The sequence below is a fragment of the Kitasatospora azatica KCTC 9699 genome (assembly GCF_000744785.1).
GTDB lineage: Bacteria > Actinomycetota > Actinomycetes > Streptomycetales > Streptomycetaceae > Kitasatospora > Kitasatospora azatica.
In genome coordinates, this window is record NZ_JQMO01000002.1 from 1,872,230 (window position 1) to 1,887,935 (window position 15,706).

The 15,706-nt window shown below is 70.0% G+C and carries 11 protein-coding genes; all 11 read right to left on the reverse strand.

Going from position 1 to position 15,706, the window contains the following annotated elements:
- Nucleotides 1–198: 198 nt before the first annotated feature.
- Nucleotides 199–1,629, reverse strand: coding sequence for a cytochrome P450 (locus BR98_RS08780; protein WP_198042146.1), 1,431 nt, complete (start codon nt 1,627–1,629; stop codon nt 199–201).
- Complete coding sequence (locus BR98_RS08785) at nt 1,626–2,264, reverse strand: GTP-binding protein (protein WP_035841537.1); 639 nt, start codon at nt 2,262–2,264, stop codon at nt 1,626–1,628. Before BR98_RS08785 ends, BR98_RS08780 begins: the two co-directional genes overlap by 4 nt.
- The gene (locus BR98_RS08790) at nt 2,245–2,628 is read right to left on the reverse strand and encodes a DUF742 domain-containing protein (RefSeq protein WP_035841539.1); all 384 of its coding nucleotides are present in this window, start codon (nt 2,626–2,628) and stop codon (nt 2,245–2,247) included. Before BR98_RS08790 ends, BR98_RS08785 begins: the two co-directional genes overlap by 20 nt.
- Nucleotides 2,625–3,032 (reverse strand): roadblock/LC7 domain-containing protein, encoded by a 408-nt coding sequence (locus BR98_RS08795; protein ID WP_035841541.1) that lies wholly within the window; start codon nt 3,030–3,032, stop codon nt 2,625–2,627. Before BR98_RS08795 ends, BR98_RS08790 begins: the two co-directional genes overlap by 4 nt.
- Nucleotides 3,032–4,585 (reverse strand): sensor histidine kinase, encoded by a 1,554-nt coding sequence (locus tag BR98_RS08800; protein ID WP_407639424.1) that lies wholly within the window; start codon nt 4,583–4,585, stop codon nt 3,032–3,034. Before BR98_RS08800 ends, BR98_RS08795 begins: the two co-directional genes overlap by 1 nt.
- 237 nt (nt 4,586–4,822) lie before the next feature.
- The gene (locus tag BR98_RS08805; RefSeq protein ID WP_035841543.1) at nt 4,823–5,260 is read right to left on the reverse strand and encodes a hypothetical protein; all 438 of its coding nucleotides are present in this window, start codon (nt 5,258–5,260) and stop codon (nt 4,823–4,825) included.
- Nucleotides 5,261–6,246: 986 nt separating this feature from the next.
- The gene (locus BR98_RS08815) at nt 6,247–7,461 is read right to left on the reverse strand and encodes a helix-turn-helix domain-containing protein (RefSeq protein WP_157537516.1); all 1,215 of its coding nucleotides are present in this window, start codon (nt 7,459–7,461) and stop codon (nt 6,247–6,249) included.
- 1,194 nt (nt 7,462–8,655) lie between these two features.
- On the reverse strand, nt 8,656–8,799 hold the full coding sequence (locus BR98_RS39095; RefSeq protein ID WP_157537518.1) for a hypothetical protein: 144 nt from the start codon (nt 8,797–8,799) through the stop codon (nt 8,656–8,658).
- A gap of 10 nt (nt 8,800–8,809) precedes the next feature.
- Nucleotides 8,810–11,125 carry a glycoside hydrolase family 127 protein gene (locus tag BR98_RS08820; protein ID WP_035841547.1) on the reverse strand — a complete coding sequence of 772 codons (2,316 nt, stop codon included), beginning with the start codon at nt 11,123–11,125 and terminating at the stop codon, nt 8,810–8,812.
- Nucleotides 11,126–11,158: 33 nt separating this feature from the next.
- Entirely contained in the window at nt 11,159–13,135 is a 1,977-nt protein-coding gene (locus BR98_RS08825) for a glycoside hydrolase family 31 protein (RefSeq protein ID WP_035841549.1), read from the reverse strand.
- 113 nt (nt 13,136–13,248) lie between these two features.
- Nucleotides 13,249–15,651 (reverse strand): carbohydrate binding domain-containing protein, encoded by a 2,403-nt coding sequence (locus tag BR98_RS08830; protein ID WP_232247292.1) that lies wholly within the window; start codon nt 15,649–15,651, stop codon nt 13,249–13,251.
- Between the last annotated feature and the right edge of the window lie 55 nt (nt 15,652–15,706).

Below are 15,706 nucleotides of genomic sequence, written 5' to 3' on the forward strand. Positions count from 1 at the left end.
TCTACCCACAAGACACAAGACCTTGCCGTCCTGGGATGAGCCGACCCCGGCGTGCCTCTGCGGCAGTCCTGCCACGGCGTCGGAGCACTCCCTCCCACGAGGTGGCGGCCCGGTCGAGGCCGGGGCAGTCCGGCGCGCGACCCCCGGGCGGGCTCCACCGCGACATACCCACGCCGATACGGACCTGACCAAGCCCTACTAGCTAGGGCCTGTTTTCGGATCACGCCAGCGCAGCACCCGGTCCAGGATGGCCCGCAGCCAGCCTCGATGGGCAACCACCGGGGCGCTGACCGCCGCCGGGGCGTCCGGCCGGTCCTGGTGGTCCTCGCACGGCCCGGGCGCCCCGCCGTGGACGGGGGCGAGGACGGGGGCGGGGGCGGGGTTCGCGGCCGGCCTGGCCGTGAAATCCACCGGCAGCGCCACTAGATGACGGGACATCAGAGCGGAGCGCCAGGTGAGTTCCTGCTCCGCGACGGCCAGGCGCAGGTCGGGCAGGCGGGACATCAGGGTGTCGATGCCGGTGTCCGCGATGGCGCGGGCCAGGTCCCGACCGGGGCATTCGTGCGGGCCGCCGCCGAAGGCCAGGTGGGACCGGTTGCCGTGCATCGGCTCCTCGGGGTCGGGTCGCACCGCCGGGTCCACGTTGCCGGCGGCCAGGCCGAGGATCAGCATGTCGCCCTTGGCGATCCGCTGGCCGCCCAACTCGGTCGCGCCGGTGGCGAACCGGCCCGGGATGGTGGTGAACGGCGGTTCGTCCCAGAGGACTTGCTCCAGCGCGTCGGGCAGCGTCATCTGCCCGCCGGCCAGGCTGGCGCGGAACCGCGGGTCGGTGAGGGTCATTCGCAAGGTGTTGGCGATCAGGTTGGCCGTGGTCTCGAAGGCCGCGATCAGGATCAGCCGCAGGTGCTGCACCAGTTCGTCCTCGTCCAGCCCGGCGTAGTGCGCGATGAGCCAGGAGGTGAAGTCCGGCCCGGGGTTCTCCCGCTTGCGGGCGAACAGTTGGGTGAGCGTGCTGACCACGTACTGGTTGCTCGCCACGGCCGTCTCGGTGCCCTGGATCATGTCGCGCGCCGCCGCCACGATCCGCGGCCCGAACTCGTCCGGCATGCCCAAGAGCTGGGTCATGACCAGCATCGGCAGCGGTTCGGCGAACCCGTGCACCAGCTCGGCCCTGCCGCCCGGGCCGAAGGAGTCGATCAGCTGGTTGGCGAACCGGGTGACGTGCCGTCGCACACCCCGGCGGTCGAACCGGTCCAGGCTGTCGGTGACCGCACCGCGCAGCCGCTTGTGCTCGGCGCCCTCCGCGAAGACGCAGATCGGCTGCCAGTCGACGATCGGCGTGAGCGGGTGGTCCGGGCCGATCAGGCCCTCCTGCAGGGCGTGCCAGCGCCGGGGGTCGCGGGAGAAGCGGGACGGCGTGCGCACCACGTCCAGGTTCTCGCGGTACCCGAGCACCAGCCAGGCCGGCAGGCCCGGGGCGATCAGAACCGGTGCCACCGCGCCGTGTTCGGCGCGCAGCTTCTCGTACAGGCCCATCGGGTCGGTCTCCGCCTCGGGGCCGAACAGCCCGCGAAGGGCCTCGGGGTCGAGTCCGGCGACCGGACAGCGGTCGGCAGGGGGAACGGTCACGAAGGCTCCAGGGCAGCGGTAGAGAGGGAGCGGAGGTAGTGCATAAGGGCGATCAGCACGTCGCGGCTGGACTCGCGGCTGCGGGCGTCGCAGCTGAGGATCGGGACGGTCGGCGGCAGGTCCAGCGCGGCGCGCAGCGCGTCCAGGTCGTAGTGCGGGGACTCGGGGAAGGAGTTGATGGCGACCACGAAGGGCACGGCCCGTTCCTCCAGTCGCCCCAGGACGTCGAAGCTGACCTCGATCCGCCGGGTGTCGATCAGCACCACCGCACCGAGCGCGCCCTCGAACAGCCCGTTCCACAGGAACCAGAAGCGCTCCTGGCCGGGCGTGCCGAACAGGTAGAGCACCAGCTGCTCGTTGATGCTGATCCGGCCGAAGTCCATGGCCACCGTCGTGGCGGTCTTGGTGCGGACCCCGCCGGGGTCGTCGACACCGACGCCGGCCTGGGTCATGGTCTCCTCGGTGGTCAGCGGCCGGATCTCGCTGACCGCGCCGACGAAGGTGGTCTTGCCGACACCGAAGCCGCCGACGACCACGGCCTTCACCGCGGCGGTGGCCGTGTGCGGCAGCAGGTGCTCGCGGCGCGGCCCGCTGGGGACCGCGTCGTGCCCGGTGTCAAAGGCGCTGTAGTCCATCGATCACTGCCTCGATCAGTTCACGGTCGGGAAGGACGGCGACGGGGACCGGTCCGCGCACCTGCACGGCGCCTGCGGTGAGCAGGTCCGCGAGCAACAGTGTGATGACGCTCACCGGCAGCCGCAGGTAGGCCGAGATCTCCGCCACGGAGAGCGGGGTCTCGCACAGGCGCAGGATCGCGGCCTGCTCGGGCGGGGTCATCGGGTCCGGCCCGATCCGGGCGACGACGAGCGAGACCAGGTCGATCGAGGTGCGGTTGTGCGCGGCCGCCCGGCCTCCGGTGATCACGTAGAGCCGCTCCGGGCCCTCCTCGCCCCACTGCCCGGGACCGGGCGGCGTGGTGCCGTGGTGCTGGTCGGTCATCCAGTCGGCCCGTCGACGCGCGCCGGTGTGGTGAGGTGTTCGCCGATCCGGGCGACCAGGTCGCGCATCCGCTGGCCCATCAGTCCGGCGTCGACCCCCTCCTCCGCGAGCACCGCGAGGTAGGCGCGGGCGCCGGCGGCCATCAGGTAGAAGAAGCCGCCGACCATCTCGATCACCACCATCCGCATCCGGCCGTCGCCCTGCGGCAGTTCGTCCGCCACGGCGCGCGCCAGGCTCTGCAGCCCGGCGCAGGCGGCGGCGAGCCGGTCGGCGGTGTCGGTGTCGGTGCCGTACTGGGCCATCCGCAGTCCGTCGGCCGAGAGCACGATCACGTGCCGGGTCTGCGGGACGCTCTCGGCGAGGTCTCGGAGCAACCAGTCCATAGTCGTTCGCTGAGAGATCATCACCCGTCCCCTCGTTCGTGTTCGCTGCTGTGGTCCGCGCTGCCGAAGTCGCCGACGCTGCCCGCGCCGCCGGGGTCGCTCACGCCGCTCTGGAACGCGGCCAGCCACAGGCCGGGCTCGACGTTCCGCAGCGGCGCCGCCCGCTCGGGGCCGGCCACGGCCCGCGGCACCCGACGCCGCCGCTGCGGCAGGTCGGCGGCCGCGTCGGCGGACCCTGGACCGGACTGGTCGGTGCGCGCCTGCGCCGTGCGAACCTGAGTGCCGGCCGGCCCGGCCGCGGCGTGCCGCCCCCGCTCCGGCGACGGGAAGGACCGGGTCGCGCTGTGCCGGGCCCAGCCGTTCGCACCGGCTCGCCGCGGCCCCGAGGCCGCCCCGATCCCGTGCGCCATCCCGGCGCCCGGCACGCTGGTCAACCGGTCCTGCGGGATGATCAGCACCGCCCGCACCCCGCCGTAGGCCGACGGGCGCAGCGAGACCTGGAACCCGTTGGCCTGCGCCAGTCGGCCCACCACGGCCAGGCCCAGCCGCGGCGTCTCGCCCAGGTCGTTCAGGTCGATCCCGGACTGCGCCTCGCGCAGCATCCGCTCGGCCCTGGCCCGGCCCTCCTCACTGAGGCTCAGACCGCCGTCCTCGATCTCCACGGCGATGCCGCTCTGCACCTCGGCCGCCGTCAGATGCACCCGCGTGTGCGGCGGCGAGTAGCGGGTGGCGTTGTCGAGCAGTTCCGCGAGCGCGTGGATCAGCGGCTCGACGGTCGGCCCGAGCACGGCGACCTCGGACACCGGGTGCAGGTCCACCCGCTGGTAGTCAAGGATCCGCGACATCGCGCCACGCAGCACGCTGTACAGCGGCACCGACCGGCCCCACTGGCGTCCCGGGCGCGCGCCACCGAGCACCGCGATGGAGTCGGCCAGGCGGCCGACCAGCGCGTTGCCGTGGTCCAGGCGCAGCAGGTCGTCGAAGACTCGGGGGTCCTCGCCGTGCCGGTCCTCCATCTCCCGCAGGTCCTGCGCCTGCCGGTGGACGATGGCCTGCACCCGCCGTGCGATGTTGACGAAGGCCCGCTGCGCCGACTCGCGCAGCCCCTCCTCGGCTTCCACCGCCTCAAGGACCGTGCGCAGCGCGGTCCGCGCGGCCACCGCGAACTCGGCCGTGACGGCGCCCTCGTCGGTGTCCTGGCCCTGCAGGATCTCCTCCACCGGTTCGCCGCGCTGCACCCTGGCCACACCTTGGGGCAGCAACTGCTCGGAGAGGTACTTGAGTTGCCGCTCCTGTGCGGCGAGTCTGCCGTGCAGCAGCCGCTCCCCGGCCGCTCGGCGCCGGCCCAGCTCGGCGACCTGCCGTGCGCGCCGGGTGACCTCGACGGACAGCAGCGCGGCCATCACCGCGGCCACCGCCCCGCACTCCGCGACCACCCACCTGTCACCGGCCGGCACCGCAGTCGCCGCACCCGCCCAGGCGAGGGCGGCCACCACGGCGGGCAGTATCCAGAGCGTTGGGGCGGCGCCGGCTGCGGCGGAGCCATCGCCAGGCGAAGAGTCAGCACGAACCATGGGGGTCCTTGGGATCAGGTTGGGCGTGACGGCGTGTCAGCTCCCCCGTCCGCACCGGTACGCGTCTGGACACACCTGGTGACGCCGACCGGTCGCGCTGACCCCGACACGGCCTGCGCGGCAGCCTAGCCGCCAAACGGGCGGCAAATGGCAGATCAATATGCCTCGGAGATAATTGACTTGACGGGCCATCAGATCTGCTAACGTCGACCCTGAGCCATGTCCCGCTACCCGGCGTCACCGCCGGGGACGGTTCTCCTTGCGCCAGACGAAGGCCAGTCCCGACCAGTCCTCCCCCACGGCCGCGACCTTCACGTCCACCACACCGAGCGGCAGCAGGACTTCGCGCAGCAGGTTCTCCGTCAGGTCACTGACGTGGCCGGCCGCCCGACGGGGCCACAGGATCCACAGGCAGGAGGCCGGGCGCAGCGCGTCCACCAGGGCTTGCACGCCCGCGCGCAGTTCGTCGGCCGAGCGGTGGAAGGCGAGCACCACGTCCGCCTCGGTGAGGCCCCCGGGCCCGTGCTCGACCCGGACGCCCTCGGGCAGCTCCGGCAGGGCCCAACCCACGGGGGCGTGCCAGAGGGTGACGCACTGTCCGGGCTTGATCCGCAGCTTCTTGGCCAGCGGCGTGCCCGAGTAACCGGAATGGCCCGTGCGGCCCGAGTCCGTCATGGGAAGACATCCTCGCACCGCACGGGCCGGTTGTCGTGCTACTCCTCCGGCTCCCACTCGACGAGGTGCTCGACGAGGTGCTCGACGATGGCGAAGTCGCCTTCGATCTTGGGGACGTCGACCGGGACGCGGGCGTACATGGCGAGGACCACGTCGCTGGCCTTCGCGGTGCACGAGACGCCGGCCGCCGCCAGGCGAAGCCGATGTGCTGCACCAGGTCGTACAGCGTCCAGTCACAATGGCCGCCGGGTGGCGGTCCCCGGGGCTACGGCAGGGACAGCTCCCCCACCAGCGGCGGGATGTGCGTATGGGTTGTGTCCGGCCTCCGAGTTGAACCCCTAATGGCCAACTCGACTCGACCAGAGCTCGCTTCAGGTTCCACGGAGTCCGGCTGGTCGCCTGTCCTCGCCTCCCGCCACCCGGCGCCGTACAGCGTTGTAGCGCTGGGAGCTGTCGCTCCCAGCCCAACCGCCGGCACCACACCCATCAGCGCCAAACCACCATCAGGTGTCAGCGAATCAGCAGGTACACCCTTGACCAGCTGTCAAATGGCCTCGGGACACGGGCACTCCCAACTTCAAGGGCCCAAAACCGTTGACAGGTAACACTGCTCCCAGCCAAAGGAACGTGGGAGCAGCAGGTCAGAGCAATGTGAGAGGCGGGCGAGCCGCAGTGTTTTGTCTCACTGCGGCACAGCTGCGAGGAGGTGCGGTCCGTCTATGGACGCCCAGCTCTGGAAGGGAGATGTGAGCCACAGGACCTTCCCGGTCACCTCATTCACAACCTCCTGAGGGACCATCAGGACAAGCCCCGCCCGCCGGAGGACGTCAACGAGGATACGGTGCGCATTTGCGGCAACGAAATGGACGCAAATCACCGCATCCAGAATACAGAGCGGCTCGGGGTTCCGCAGCTGGCCCTCAGCTCCGGCAGTTCCCTCGGACAATCGACTGCCCCTCCCCACTACAACAACATCACCGCTGGCCCTAGCGGCCGGCGGACCCGTGACTGAGCAGAAGCCCTAGGTCAGCACGACGCGTTGTCGGTGGAGTCGGCAAGATTCCAGCTTCCTTCAACGCCGCCTCGGTCTCTGCAACCGGCCGCCCCTCCAATGCAGCCAACGCCCTTACGCCGATGCGGTTCTCACGATACGCCAGTGTCGCCCGCTCCAGGATGCGGCGAGGAGGACGCACGATATTCGCAGCGACCTGCTCCTTCTCGTACGCAGGGCCCCAGCCGTAACGCTGAGCGAGCTGCACTCCGGTAGGTCCTTTCATGGATTCCTTACGCGACGCCGAGATCACGCGCATCCGTTCGAGCTGGATGAGAATGACCGAGAAGCTGACCCTGAAATGCCTGGCAAGCAAAGCGACTTCCCGCTCATCACATGCCCACGACTCCAAGCCTGCCGACTGGGACTGCGTTGCGAGCCAGGACCGGATGCCGTCCTCCGGTGCGAGCAGATGACGAGCGAAAGCGTTGCTCCGCGCCTCTGCTGGAGTGTTCCCGTCGCCGATCTGATGTTCGTCCGCGCCGTCTCCGAGAAGCAGATGCCCCAACTCGTGGCCGAAGGTGAACCGCTGCCGCTCAGGGACATCGCATGCGCGCACCACGATCAGGGTCATGTCACGGACCGGGTCCGTCAGAGTAAAGCCATCCACTGTATCCGGGAGCTGGATGACAGCAGTGTCGACCCCGGTGAGTTGCTCGATCAGCTCGTCGAGATCGGCGATCGGCGCGGTGCCAAGATCAAGCGCAGTGCGAACTGCGGTTGCCAATACTTTGCCCTGCCGCTCCGGCGGGTCCACCTCGCTGGGCAAGGTGACGCCAGCTGGTCGGCGCTGCTGGCGCCTCTCGTCCGAGGCTGCTGACCCGATCTTGTCAAGCCTCGCATCCAGCTCCAGGATCGCCAAGGACTGGCGAAGCGCCTCTTCGCGGTCTGCCTCAACGAGCGCGTTGATCCTGGCCGCGATCTGCACTCGCTCCCGCACTGGATTCCCGCTGGTGATCAGTCGCAGTGGGATCTGAAGACTGGTCGCGATTCGGTCGATCTCTGCCAGTGTCACGTTCGACCTAGTGCCGAGCTCAATGCGGTTAAGAGTGGACTGCGAAAGCTTCGCTAGGTCAGCGAGCTGTCGCTGACTGTAACCGACACGTTCGCGCTCACGCCGGATCCGTTCCCCCACGCGTACAAGATCCACGTCGCACCTCCTCTGGTGAATCAATTCTACGGCTTTGATTCAGAACCGCCAGAGGTATGTCTACCAGGCAGCTCTGACTGCGCCCCTCGCAGGAGGCCCTGCCTCACCCAGATGGGTGTCGTTCCTGACAAGCCCCAGCCGCAGGGCTCGAGAGCTCGGCCCACCGTGTGCATCAAATTTGCCTCACCACCACTGACCTCGGGCGATGGCCCTGGCCGGCGACCGGGCGTGATCGGTCCCTGTCGTCGTACGGATCGTCTACACGGCGCTTCGCTTGCTTGCTCTGCTGCGCCGATCCACCCCCGCGAAGAGCACAGAGATCCTGCCAGTGCCGAGCAAGAACAACGTTGACCACGGCTGTGGACCAGGGCTGGGCGCGCGCCCCACAGCATCACCACGGGCTCTCGGTCAGCTATTTCGCCGGCCGCTTCACCGCTGACGCATCAACCTCACTCTCATTCAGCACTCCACCGAATGCCAGACGTTCACCAAGGTCCAAGGCGCGGAGCCCGGCGGCTCTGCGACCCGGCTTCGACAGTTGGCGGGCACACACTCGCACCGATAGGGCGTCTGACCAGGTCAGTTGGGAGACCGCGCGCTGTAGCGCGTGTGCCCACGGCGCTTCTCACACACCAGGGCGATCGGTCGGGATGAACTCGAACGTTTCCGGCAAACCATCCGCCGGCACGGTCCGCGCATACTCCCACAGGCTCTGCGGACGAGGATATGGCCTGGTCAGATGCCATGACTGAAGTTCGTGAACTCTCATCGCGCGCGGAGGACGAGTCGGTAGCATCGTCTCGCGTAGAGGTTCGACCTCACCGGCCCCAGTGACGGGTTGCTGCGCGTGGGCACACGACACGAGCCTGCCGCGACGTCAGACTTCGCAGGTCAAATGCCCTTTCAGCCCGGCTTGTGTGCCTACTGACTGTCGAAGTCGGGTGCGACTCCCTGAGGGCCAGCACGCTCTTCGGCCCCGAGCTAGACGCAGTTGGGAACTCCTCGCCGGGCTGGCTACCCGCGTCCGAAGAGTTGAGGAGGTCGCTGAGAGCCTCGGCGTCACCCAGCTGGGCCTGTCATTTCTGACAGACCCGCTGGTCACATATATCGGGACGACAGGATTTGAACCTGCGACCCCTTGACCCCCAGCCTGTCCGGGGTCGCAGGTATCCTCCCGTTACGGTGGCCGGCACCTCATCCCGACCGGTCACCCTGCTGGCCAACTCCCTTGGCGATGAGCGGCGTCAGCACGTCCGGGTCGACGAGCGTCTGGAACCGCACGGGCAGCATGAACGCTGCCGCACCATCTTCCGCCGCCTCGCCCTGACCCGGTGCCACCTGTGCCTGATCACGAAGGAGAAACCAGGCGCACTTCGCGCAGCCGGATAGTGGTCGCAGGGCCGACGGCTTCGAAGCGGACTTCGACGGGACCGGCAGGGCGGTCCGGGTGGAGGGGGATCGTGTGGGTGATTTCCTCGCCCTCGGGACCGGGGGTGGGGGTGAGCGTGCCCAGCGGGTGTCCGTCGGCCAAGACGCGGGTGGGGCCGGCATCCGGGTCGGAGAGGTAGGTCACCTGAAGGGCGATGGCGGCGTGGTGCGGGTCCGCGAGGTGGTAGGACCACCATCCGGTGGCGCTCCGCCAGCGCAGCCCGGTGGTGAGGCCCGACCAGGTGTCCTGTCCCTGGAACCGGTGGTCGCTCTCGGGCTGCTGCTCGCCGGCGGCGACGGCGTCGACGGTTCGGTCCCGCAGGGTGAGCGCCGCCTCGTCGGCCGCGCGCAGCTGCGCCCGCCGCTCCTCGAGCCGCTGCGGTTCGGCCAGCGGGAAGTAGAGGGTGTAGCGGGAGTCGTGGAGCCCGGCGAACGGGACCAGGACGACGGACCCACCTGACGGTACGTCAGCGTGGTCCAGGGCGAAGGCCAACCGGTTCGGGTCGAGCCGGCGCACGGCGGCCGCCGCATCACCGCAGGTGCGGGCGAGCACGACGGGCAGGTGCTCCAGCGGGCGCAACGGGCCGGCGGCGACGTGTCCCATCCTGGTGTCGTCGGCGAAGTGCCCGGTCAGATCGTCGCGGTCGCTCTCGGCGGCGAGGACGGTGGGCCCGTAGCGGAACGAGACCCATGGCGAGCCGTCGGGGAGCAGTTCGGCATTGACGCGCGGGCGAAGGCGCATGGTGACGGTGTCGCCTTCCCGCCACTGCCGTTCGAGACGCAGGTATGTCAGCGGCCGGCCGCCTGGTGTGCGGTGGGTCGTGAGCGGGGCCGGTTCTTCCTCGGGCGGTGCGCCGTTGATACGGACCTCTGGTGTCCCCTCGGTCCAGCCGGGGACGCGCAGGTGGATCGCCACGGGGGTAGCCGGGGCCCGGCGCACCATGAGGGTGACCTGGTCGTCGTAGGGCGCCGTCGAGGTCTGCTCGACCACCAGGTCGTGTTCGGGTCGGCTGAGCCGGGAGGCGATGAAGAGGTTGACGAACAACTCGCCGCCCTCGGCGGTGTAGATCAGCTCGCCGTACTTCGCGTGGTTCTCCAGCCCGGTGCCGACGCAGCACCAGAAGCAGTCTTGCGCTGTGGAGACCACGCGGTAGTGGCCCGGTCGCACCGGCGTGAAGTAGACCAGTCCGCCCTCCGGATGCAGGGAGGACAGGATGTGGTTGACCGTCGCACGCTCGTAGTAGTCGAGGACCTCGGCATCCGGCTGTTCGAGGAACAGCGCGCGGCTCAGCTTGAGCATGTTGTAGGTGTTGCATGTCTCGGGGCCCTCGGGCGACTCCAGTGCGGAGCTGAAGTCGCTGCGGGGGTGCAGGTGTTCGCGCACGGAGTTGCCGCCGAACGAGAAGGTCCGGTGTCTGCTGACGGTCTGCCAGAAAAAGCGGGCGGCGTCCCGCAGGCCGGGGTCGTCGGCGACCTCGCCGAGCCGCTGGTAGCCGACGGCCTTGGCGATCTGGGTGTTGGCGTGCATCCCGTCGAGGACGTCGCGGTGCTCGCGCAACGGGCCGAGCAGCGACTGGTCGAGGAACCGCCGTGCCAGGACGGCGTACCGGTCCGTTCCGGTGACGTCGGCGAGGTCCGCCAGCACCTCGCACATCCCGCCGAACTCCGTGCGGAGCATGGCTTCGTGGGTGTCGTCGTCCATCCCCGCCGCCACCCGGTCCCACCAGTCGGCCAAGCGGCACACCGCGCTCAGGGCCGAGCTTGAGCCGGTGTGGCGGTGGGCGTCCAGCAGGCCCGCGAAGAGCTTGTGCAGGTTGTACCACGGCACCCAGGCGCCGCCGAGCTCGAAGGAGTCCCGCTCCACCTGCCCGGCGGCCACCCGCTCCCACAGCTGCACACCGCCCGGGATACCCCCGACGTAACCGGTGCCCAGGGCGTCCTGGCACTCCACGACGCCCTGGACCAGGCGATCGACCATGGCCCTCGGCCGGGGATCACCGGTCACGGCGCTCATCAGCGCCGCGCCCGAGAGCGCGTGCCCGACGGTGTGGCCGTCCAGGCCGGAGCTCTCCCAGTTGCCGTAGGACTCGGCGACCGGCGGCAGGCCCGCCTCGCGCCGCAGGGGCGCAAGCAGCCGGTCGGGGTCGAGGGACAGCAGGTATTCCAGGGCGGTCGCCTGCGCATCCAGGAACGGGCCGGGAAGAAGGCGTACCGCGCTGCGGAGGAGGGACTGCATGCTCTCGTCTTCCTTGAATGGGGAGGCGCGGGGTCAGCGCACCACGGGTGCGATGGCGGCTCCCTCGCGCACGAAGAAGGGGATGCGCTCCAGCGGGGCGTCGGCGTCGAGCGTCGTGCCGCCTTCGAACACCCGCCCGGTTGCCGGGTCGAGCCAGCGGGCGCCGGAGGGCAGGTACACCTGGCGGGTGCGCGCGCCCGCCAGGTACACGGGTGCCACCAGCAGGTCGGGGCCCAGCAGGAACTGGTCGTCGATGTCCCAGGCGTGCCCGTCCTCGGGGAATTCGAAGAACAGCGGGCGCATCGGCGGGGCGCCGGTGCGGTGAGCGTCCTCGGACAGCGCGTGCACGTAGGGGCGCAGGCGCTCGCGCAGCAGCACGTGGTCCCGGAGGATGCCGTACGCCTGCTCCCCGTAGGACCAGACCTCGTTCGGCCCGCCGGTGAACGTGGCCGAGAACGGCTGGTTGGGGGCACGGTCTCCGTGCAGCCGCATGACGGGGGTGAATGTGCCGTACTGGAACCAGCGGATCAGCAGTTCGCGGTAGGCGGGGTCGTCCGGGTCGCCGCCGGCGAAGCCGCCGATGTCGGTGTTCCACCACGGGATGGCGCTCATCGCGACGTTCAGCCCGGCCCTGATCTGGCGCGCCAGCGAGTCGAACGTGGTCGGGATGTCGCCGGACCACAGCAGGGCACCGTACTTCTGGCTGCCCGCCCAGGCGGAGCGGACCAGGGACAGCGGCCGGTCGTCACCCGCCGCGCGCAGCCCGTCGGCGACCGTACGGGTGTGCAGCACGGGGTAGAGGTTCGCGACCTCGGCGGCCGGCCCGGCGGCGTAGACGGCGCGCTCGGCGACGTCCGGGGTCACGTCGGGTTCGCAGGCGTCCAGCCAGAAGCAGGTCACGCCGTGCGCACGGTAGTTGTCGTTCAGCCGCTGCCACAGCGCGGCGCGTGCCGCGGGGTTGGTGGCGTCGTAGTAGGCCATCGGACGCATCGGCTCCTCGGCACTCCGGGAGGGCCACGGGAAGGTCATCAGACCGCCCGCCGCGTCCTGGACGAGCTGTCCGGCCGAGCGCAGCTCGTCGAAGGTGTCGCTGCCGGGCTCGACAGTCGGCCACACCGAGACGGCGAGCTTCACCCCGAGGCCCTCCAACTCCGCCACCATGGCGGTCGGATCGGGCCACTCGCTCTCCTCGAAGCGCCAGTCGCCCATGTTCGGCCAGTGGAAGAAGTCGCAGACGATGACCGACAGCGGCAGCCCCCGATCCTTGTACTCCCGCGCCACGGCAAGGAGTTCGTCCTGGGTGCGGTAGCGCAGCTTGGACTGCCAGAAGCCGGACGCCCAGTCGGGCAGCAGGGGCGGGCGTCCGGTGGCCAGGGTGTAGGCGTCCAGGATCTGGGCCGGGGTGTCGCCGGCGGTGATCCAGTAGTCGATGCGCCTGCCGCCGTCAGAGGTCCACCGCGTGATGTCGGCGCCCAGCTCGACCCGGCCGGTGGCCGGGTTGTTCCACAGCAGTCCGTAGCCGCGCGAGGAGTGCAGGAACGGGACGGCGGCGACGGTGTTGGCCTGGACGAGGTCGATCACGCAGCCCTTCTGGTCCAGCCGCCCATGCAGGTGCTGGCCGAGTCCGTGCAGCCGCTCACCGTCGTACGCCTCGAAGTGTTGCTCGGTCCGGCCGCCGGCCGTGTGGACGCGGGGGCCCGGGTGGTGGGCGTACGGGGCCTTGTCGGCGAGGAGTTTGCGGCCCGACGCGGCGTCGACGAACCGCAGCCGGCCGTCTGCGGCGGCCTCGACCACGATCCGGCCGTTGATCAGGCGGGCGGAGCCGTCGTCCGCCACGGAAAGTTCGGCGCCCGGAGAGGGCGCAGGGCTCTCCAGCGCGCCGGGGGCGCAGGGATCGACCGTCCCGGACGCGGCTCGCACCCGCACCGCGTGCGGCCCCCAGGGCTCGATGCGGAGGATCTCTTCGGCGGTGTGACGTTCGAGGCCGCCTGAGCGGATGCTGTAGGACAAGGCAGTTCCTCTGTTCTTCCTCAGGGCCCGTGCGGGTCCGTGGCCAGGGACGGACGGCCGGTGCCGTCTGTGGTGCTCGACGGCACCGGCCGTCCCTGGCCGGAGGCGGTGTTTCAGGAGAGCTTGATCAGGGTGTAGTCGTCGCAGTATCCGGCGGCCGTGCCGGAGTTCTTGTAGCAGTACGCGGTGGCGGAGGTGTTGGTGCTGCCGGTGGTGAAGAAGATCGGCTGCTGGGAGTAGGCGGTGGTGGAGGTTCTCAGGAAGGTTTCGGTGCCGCCGAAGTTCTTCACGCCGACGGCGACCTGCTCGCTGCCGTTGGCGACCTTCGCCCAGCCGGCCAGCAGGTAGGTGCCGCTGGAGGACAGGCCGGTGGGGGCCTGCTGGACGCCGCTGTTGGCGGTGCCGGTCTGCAGGGCGAAGGTGCCGGTGCGGGCGTTGGAGTTCACGACGGCGGAGCCGCTGCCGCTGAGCGTCCACGGGCTGAGCGAGCCCGTCTCGAAGCCGGCGTTGCTCAGGAGGTTGGCCGGGGTGGAGACCCGCTCGACGGCGATGTCGTCGCAGTTCCCGGACCCGGTGCCGCCCGCGTTCTTCCAGCAGTAGATCGTGGCCTGGGTGTTGGTGCTGCCGGTGGTGAACAGCACCGCCGCCTCGCTGTACGAGGTGGCCGAGAGGTTGGTGAACGTCTCGGTGCCGCCGAAGTTCTTCACGCCGATCGCGAGCGTCTCGCCCGCGTTCGCCACCTTCGCCCAACCCGTCAGCAGGTACGTGGAGTTGGGGCTCAACCCGCTCAGGGCCTGCTCCACGCCGCTGCCGGAGGCACCGGTCTGCAGCGAGTCGGCGCCGGTGCGGGCGTTGGAGGCGACCACGGCGGACCCGCCGCCGCTGAGCGTCCACGGGCTGAGCGAGCCCGTCTCGAACCCTCCGTTGGCGACGAGGTTGCCGCCCGTGCCGTTGTACGCGCCGATGCTGGGCGCGGCCGTGGCGGAGACCGCGTTGCCGAAGGCATCCAGGCCGCCGTTGTTGGCGATCACCGCACCGGCCCGGATCGCGGGCGAGGACGGGTGGACCTGGTAGGCGTTGAGCCCGGTGAACGACGAGGAGCCGTCCGCGTTGCCCGGGTTGCGGAACTCGGGGTCGGCCACGACCTTCGCCGGGTCGGCGGGCTCGGAGGACGGGTGCTGGCCGTAGAACAGGTTGTTCGAGTAGACGGACCCGGCGCCGGTGGCGAGGTAGCCGCCCGAGCCGTAGTTGAAGACCGCGTTGTTCTCGAAGTTCCAGACCCCGGAGACGCTGGTCCTGCCGCGGCCGCCCGTGATCGCGGTGCTCAGGCCGTCCCTGACGTAGAACGAGTTGTTGTAGATCAGCGGGGCCATGCCGCTGCTGCCGCTCTTGTTCGGGATGTTGCCCGGCATGTCGATGACGGAGTCGGCGTGGTTGGAGGTGCCGACGTCCGGGCAGCCGGCGTTGGAGCCGTCGTTCTCGCTGACGTTGTAGCGCACCACGGTGCCGTCGCTGGGCACGGTCGAGGTGGGCTCGTTGGCGATGGAGAAGGGCGGCATCACCAGCAGGAAGCCGCCGGCGTTCTGGTGGCTGTAGTTGTACTGGAACGTGGTGTTGTGGTTGCCCCAGTCGACGTCGAAGCCGGTGCCGTCCTGGAAGTTGGCGGCGCAGCTGACCTCGTTGTGCTGGATCAGGCTGTTCTGGCTGGCGGCCACCCAGATGCCCGCGGACGCGCGGTTGCAGTACTGCCCGGAGGGCGGGCAGGTGCTCTTCAGCCCTCCGTGCGCGGCCTTGTTGCCGTCGATGAGGGGACCGTCACCCTTGACGACGAGGATGTCGTCGGCGCCGTCGTAGGTCATCGTGTTGCCGCGGATGATCGCGTTGGTGGTCAGTCCGGTGCCCTGGCCGTCGTGGTCCGGAGTGACGGCGACGGCGATGCGGTCGACGTGGTCGAAGGTGTTGTTCTCGACGACGACGTCGTCCCAGGTGGAGACGGGCGTGGTGTGGTCGGTCTGGACACCGACACCCGCGTTGGTCGCGTACCAACCCGCCGACCAGCCGCTGATGTTGTGGATGAACATGTCGTGCACCCGGATGTGGTGCAGGATTCCGCCGGAGCTGTTCTCGGCGAGGACACCCGAGCGGTAGTCGGGGGAGGCGGCGGAGTTGATGAGCTCCAGGCCGCCGATCTCCCAGTACTGCTGGTTGAGCAGGTGGATCACGGCCCCGGACGCGCCACCCGCGTTGATCACGGGCTTGGCACCGGTACCGAAGGAGCCGATGGTGACGGGGCTGCCGGAGGCGCCCGAGCCCTGGGGGGTGAGCTGGCCGGTGCAGGTGGTGCCGGCGGCGAACAGGATGCTGTCGCCCGCGCCGAAGGTGGTGGTGTTGACGCTGGTGACGGAATTCCAGGGGCTGGCCTGGGTGCCGTTGCCGTTGGTGGCGGCCGAGCAGTCCACGAAGTGGGCGGTGCCCGCTGCCACGGCGGCGTGGGCCGGCAGGAGTGCACCCGCCACCGTGGCGAGGATAGCCAGGAACCGTGAGGCCCGGCGGACCGGATGTGCCGATCTA

What these genes read in the sequence shown, in the direction of transcription:
- BR98_RS08785 (WP_035841537.1), bottom strand. Translation starts at nt 2,264, where the DNA reads ATGGACTACAGCGCCTTTGACACCGGGCACGACGCGGTCCCCAGCGGG.
- BR98_RS08790 (WP_035841539.1), bottom strand. Translation starts at nt 2,628, where the DNA reads ATGACCGACCAGCACCACGGCACCACGCCGCCCGGTCCCGGGCAGTGG.
- BR98_RS08795 (WP_035841541.1), bottom strand. Translation starts at nt 3,032, where the DNA reads ATGATCTCTCAGCGAACGACTATGGACTGGTTGCTCCGAGACCTCGCC.
- BR98_RS08800 (WP_407639424.1), bottom strand. Translation starts at nt 4,585, where the DNA reads ATGGTTCGTGCTGACTCTTCGCCTGGCGATGGCTCCGCCGCAGCCGGC.
- BR98_RS08805 (WP_035841543.1), bottom strand. Translation starts at nt 5,260, where the DNA reads ATGACGGACTCGGGCCGCACGGGCCATTCCGGTTACTCGGGCACGCCG.
- BR98_RS08820 (WP_035841547.1), bottom strand. Translation starts at nt 11,125, where the DNA reads ATGCAGTCCCTCCTCCGCAGCGCGGTACGCCTTCTTCCCGGCCCGTTC.